At 74.6% G+C, this 5,138-nt stretch carries 4 protein-coding genes and 1 pseudogene; 2 read left to right on the top strand and 3 right to left on the bottom strand.

All coding sequences use genetic code 11. The features are described 5' to 3' along the window. Window positions 1–122: 122 nt before the first annotated feature. Complete coding sequence (locus tag ACFV6I_RS34210) at window positions 123–737, top strand: DapH/DapD/GlmU-related protein (protein ID WP_380429625.1); 615 nt, start codon at window positions 123–125, stop codon at window positions 735–737. Between the two features lie 16 nt (window positions 738–753). Here the strand turns inward: ACFV6I_RS34210 and ACFV6I_RS34215 are convergent, their stop codons facing one another. The 3 genes from ACFV6I_RS34215 to ACFV6I_RS34225 form a co-directional block, all read right to left on the bottom strand. Then, on the bottom strand, window positions 754–2,412 hold the full coding sequence (locus ACFV6I_RS34215) for an LCP family protein (RefSeq protein WP_380429627.1): 1,659 nt from the start codon (window positions 2,410–2,412) through the stop codon (window positions 754–756). Window positions 2,413–2,604: 192 nt separating this feature from the next. Continuing rightward, window positions 2,605–3,924: an LCP family protein gene (locus tag ACFV6I_RS34220; protein ID WP_380429630.1), complete on the bottom strand. Its 1,320-nt coding sequence runs from the start codon at window positions 3,922–3,924 to the stop codon at window positions 2,605–2,607. 36 nt (window positions 3,925–3,960) lie between these two features. Beyond that, window positions 3,961–4,752 carry a TIGR03089 family protein gene (locus ACFV6I_RS34225; protein ID WP_380429633.1) on the bottom strand — a complete coding sequence of 264 codons (792 nt, stop codon included), beginning with the start codon at window positions 4,750–4,752 and terminating at the stop codon, window positions 3,961–3,963. Between the two features lie 104 nt (window positions 4,753–4,856). Between ACFV6I_RS34225 and ACFV6I_RS34230 the strand changes: the two are divergent. After that, window positions 4,857–5,138, top strand: a pseudogene (locus ACFV6I_RS34230) (hypothetical protein); the annotation flags it as partial.

Consider the following 5,138-nt stretch of genomic DNA (forward strand, 5'->3'; position numbering starts at 1 on the left):
GCTGTGCGCCCCCGCGAGGGTGGGGCGCGCGGGGGGGGGGAGCGGCCCCCCGCGGGCGGGGGGGGGGCGGTTGGGGCTACCACCGGGGGGCGCTCGAGCCCGCGCCGCTATCGTCGGTGCGCATGGCGACAGTTGAGGGCGGGCCCGGCGTGGCCCGGATCGAGCCGAGCGCGGACGTCGACGAACGGGCCGTCATCGGCGCGGGGACGACGGTCTGGCACCTCGCCCAGGTCCGCGAGGGCGCGGTGGTCGGCGCCGAGTGCGTGATCGGCCGCGGCGCCTACGTCGGCCCGGGCGTCCGGATCGGGGACCGGGTCAAACTGCAGAACCACGCGCTGGTGTACGAGCCCGCGCTGGTCGAGGACGGGGTGTTCATCGGCCCCGCCGCCGTCCTCACCAACGACCGCCACCCCCGCGCGGTGACCCCCGACGGTCGGCCCAAGCGTCAACAGGACTGGCACGCCGAAGGGGTGACGCTCCGTCAGGGCTGTTCGATCGGCGGCCGGGCGGTCCTGGTCGCCGGGGTGACGGTCGGCCGCTGGGCGCTGGTCGCGGCCGGCGCGGTGGTCCACCGGGACGTCCCGGACTTCGCCCTGGCCGCCGGCGTCCCGGCCCGCCGGATCGGCTGGGTCGGCCGCGCCGGCGAGCCGCTGCAACCCGTCGGCGACGGCCGCTGGCGCTGCCCCCGCACCGGCGAGCACTACCGGGAGACGGACGGCACCCTCGCTCCGGAGTAGGGCCCAGGGCCCCTAGCTACTTGGCGCACGCGTCGGTGTCGTCCGCCTGCACCCGCTGGAGGTCCTTCGGCGCCTCGGTCGGGGCCGCCGCCGGAGCGGCGAGGACGTCCTTGCCGAGCACCAGCACCAGCGGGCCCTTCGGATCCGCCTTCGGGTCCGGCCGGACGGCGTCGCCCGGCAGGCCGAGCGCGGCGGCCAGGGCGGCGGCCGCGGCGTCCTGCCCGGTCGGGAAGGACACCGTGGTGGTTGCGGTGACGGGCGCGTCGGGGGCGGTGGTGGCCTTGGCGAAACCCTTGGTGCGGAGCTTTTCCACGGTGGGCCCCGACTGCCCGCGCGTCCCGCTGCCGTTGCGCACCGTCACCCGGACGTCCTTGGGGTCCACCGTCGGGGCGGCGGCGGTCGGGGTCGCCGGTGCGGTCTCCGGTGCGGCCGTGGCGGCGTCGGCGGGGGCGGCGGTCTCGGTCAGCGAGCGGTCGCCCGCGACCATCGAGAACAGCTGCCCGGCGTCCGGCTGCTTGAGCACCAGCCGGTCCTTGTCCTTGGGGTCGTCCAGGACCGGCACGGTGGCGAAGGTGATGTTCTTGGTGTCCACCTTGCTGAGGTCCAGCGCGAGGTCCTTGAGCTTGTCGACGCTGCCGATCCCGGAGTCCACGGTGAGCGCCTTGGTGGCGGCGTCGGCGAGCTTGTAGAGCTTGCTCGGGCTGGTCAGGGTGTCGTCGCTCTTGATCTTGCGGATCATCGAGCTGATGAACTGCTGCTGGAGCGGGATGCGGGTGAGGTCGCCGCCGAAGCCGACGGCGTGCCGGGTGCGGACGAAGGCCAGCGCCTCGTCGCCCTGGACCACGTGTCGGCCCTTGCTCATCTTCAGGTGCGAGTCCTTGTCGTTGATGTCCTTGGCCGCGCAGACCTCGACCCCGCCGACGGCGCTGGACAGCGTCTTCACCGCCTCGAAGTTGACCTGCACGAAGTGGTCGACCCGAATCCCGGTCATCTTCTCGACGGTCTTCCAGGTGCAGCCCGGGTCGCGCCCCTCCTGGCCGAGGCTGTTGTTGAACATGTCCCGCGCGGAGCCGGGGATCTTCTTGCCGCTGCCGCTCTGGCACTCCGGGATCGGCACCATCAGGTCGCGCGGGATGCTGATCGCGGTCGCGTTGGAGCGGTCCTTGGAGATGTGGAACAGCAGCGTGGTGTCGGCGTGCCCGACGCTGCCCTCGTTGCCGTACTCGCGGCCGAGGCCCTGCCGGCTGTCGGTGCCCAGCACCAGGATGTTGAGCGCGTCCCCGGCGGCCTTGGGCCGTTCCTCCTCGTTGCCCAGCTGGACCTTGACGGAGGTCAGGTTGCTGTTGAAGTGCTGGTACAGGTAGTACGCCCCGCCGCAGCCCGCGACCATCACCAGGGCGCCGGCCCCGGCGGTCCACTTGAGCGCCCGGCGGCGCCGGGTCCGCTTGGCGGCGGCGGCCGCCCGCCGCCGGGAGTCGCGGCGGCCCGGCCCGGGGACGTCGGCGGTCCCGGTCCCGGCCGACTCGGTGGCCGGCGTCTCCCCGGGGGCTCTCCGGTCGGCCGTCCGGCGGCGCTGCCCGGGGATGCCGGCGGCCGGGTCGAGGCGGTACTGGCCGGTTTCCGGGTCGCGCGTCCACTGGTCGGCGGGATCGACCTCCGGTTTGTCCTGCTGCACGGGGGTTCCCTACCTCCGACCGGTCACGACTCCGGCTCGCCCGTTCGGCGGGCCGATCCGGACACACTAGACGAGCCGAACGGCTGAATCGTTCCGGTGTGATCTGCGCCATGTCCAGGTAATGGCCGGGTAAAGCCCCCTGGGTGTGCGGGATTTCCGGAAAACCCGCGCCGACCTGCGGCGCAGCCGCGATCAGTGCTGCGCGCAGGCGTCCACGTCGGCCGTGCGTCCCTCGAAGGTGGGCGAGGCGTCCGCCGAAGGTGACGCCTTCGCCGGAGCCCCCGCAGCCCCCACGGCCCCGGCCGCCCCGTCCGACCCCGCACCCGCACCCGCCGCCACCGGACTTGGACTTGGACTCGGGCTCGCGCCCGCCCCGACGCCCGCCCCGGCGCCCGCCCCGGCGACGGCACCCGGCGACGGCGCCGAACCGGGCGGCCGGACGGCGACCGACCGGTCGTCCCGCAGCGCGGTGAACAACTGGGTGGTCTGCGGCTGCACGAACTCGTCCCGGTCCGAGTCGTACCGGTACGGGCGGCGCGGCGCGGTCAGGAGCACCACGTCCGCCGAGGGGATGTCCCGCAGGTCCTGGGTGAGGTCGTACAGCGCCCCGAGCGAGGACAGCCCGCCGTCCGCCTTGACCGAGGAGGTGGCCGCGTCCAGCACCGGCCACAGCCGCGCCGGGTTCAGCAGCACGCCCTGCGACTGCACCTTGCGGATCAGCGCGGCCAGGAACTGCTGCTGACGGCCCATCCGCTGGGTGTCGCTGCCGTCGCCCAGGCTCTCCCGGGCCCGGACGTAGCCGAGTGCCTGCTCGCCGTGCAGGGTCTGCCGCCCGGCGGGCAGGTCGAGTCTGGCGTCCTTGTCGTGGATCGCCTGCGGGACGCACACCTCGACCCCGCCGATCGCGTTCACCATCGTCTTGAAGCCGTTGAAGTCGAGGATCACGTAGTGGTCGATCCGGATGCCGCTGAGCTGCTCGACGGCGCGGATCGAGCAGGCCGCGCCGCCCATCTCGAACGCCCAGTTGAACTGCATCAGCCCGGCCTTGCTGCGGGTGCCGTCGGGCTTCTCGCAGGCGGGGACGGTGACCATGACGTCGCGCGGGATGGAGACCGCCGTCGCGTGCTTCCGGTCGGCGGCCAGGTGCAGCAGGATCGTGGTGTCCGAGCGCTGGGTGCCCGGCTCGCCGCCGTACGAGGAGTTGGTGCCGGAGCGGTCGTCGCTGCCGATCAGCAGGATGTTCTCGGAGCCCTTGGCCCCGGCGGTCCGGCTCGGCCGCTCGGCCTCCAGCCGGGCGAGCAGTCGGTCGGTGGCCGAGTCGGTGCGGATGTTGCCGTCCAGCGTGCGGTAGGCGATCCAGAGCAGTGCCCCGGTGGCGACCAGCAGGAACGCGACGACGCCGGCGGTGATCATCAGCCACCGCCGGCGCCGACGCGGGCGTCCGGGTTCGGAAGGGTGCGCATCCGTCGGGGGCGGGTCGGTCGGGGGGTGCGCGGTGTCGTCCTCGGCCATGGCAGGGATCCCTACCCGCCCGGCCCGACCCGGGGGTTACCCGAGGCGCAGTGTCACCCGTTCGGATTCGGTCCGCTTCTCCCACTGCTCGGGGTCGAGCCCCTGCGAGTTGCGGCACAGCACCACCGAGGCGCCGGACGCCAGCGGCGCCAGCAGACCGGCCTCCAGGCCGGTCCAGTCGTCGAACGAGAAGGTGGACAGCACCCGGTCGCCGGGCTTCAGTCCGAGCCGGGCGGCCCCCTCCCGGGCCAGCGCGACGGTCTGCTCGCCGGTCAGCTTCAGCGGCAGCCCGTCCACGGCGGTCTCCAGCGCGTGGCCGTCCGGGGCGACGGGCGAGTACGGCGCGAAGCGGTCGCCCTGGCCGGGCACCTCGGCGGCGTAGTCGAGGAAGCCGTCGGGGCGCTGCGGGAAGCGTCCGCCGAGCGGGCGCAGGGCCAGGGCCACCCGCTCGCCCTCGCAGGCGTGGGCGGCCGCCAGTCCGTCCGGGCCGCTGACCACCAGGTCGGCGGCGGCCGGGTCGCCGCCGGGCACCACCGCCACCCCGACCGACCAGCAGGCCAGCAGCCAGACGGCGCTCTGCCAGTGGGCGGGGAGCAGCAGTACGGCCCGGTCGCCCGGGCCGGCGTTCAACTCGTCCTGGAGGAGGTTGGCCGTCTTGGCCACCCAGTTGTCGAAGGTCCGGGCGGACAGTTCCACCCGTTCACCGGTGGCGTCGTCGTAGAAGGTGACCAGCGGGGCCGCGGGATCGACCGTGGACGTGCCGCCTCGCAGATATGCGTGCAGCAGTTCGACGGGGGTGCGGGCATCGGCAGCGAAATGCGCAGTCATGGTGCGCCCCAGCCTACGGCCTTCGAGTGGGCCGTCGGGAGGGGTGGCGGACCGGGCGCGAGGCGACGTGGCGAGTGGCCCGATTTGCCGCCACCATCCGGTTTATGCGCCTTTCCCTCCCGGCCGCCGTGCTCGCCGGCTGCACCGTCGCCCTGCTCCTCCAGCCCGCCGCCGCCACCGCCGGCCCGGCCGACCCCGACGGCGCCCGGCGCCGCGGCTCCGCCGGCGGCGGGTCGGTCACCTCGCTGCCGCTCGGCCCCGGCCCGGCCCTTGGGGGCCGCCCCCCCACCCCCCGGGGTGTGAGACCACAGACGCGGGGGGGGGGGCGGCGCCGGGGCGAGGGCTGGGGCATGGGCGCGCCGGGTGGCGAGCTGGTCCAGCAGGGT

Origin of the sequence: Kitasatospora sp. NPDC059803, from assembly GCF_042732255.1 — a bacterium.
Taxonomy (GTDB): domain Bacteria; phylum Actinomycetota; class Actinomycetes; order Streptomycetales; family Streptomycetaceae; genus Kitasatospora.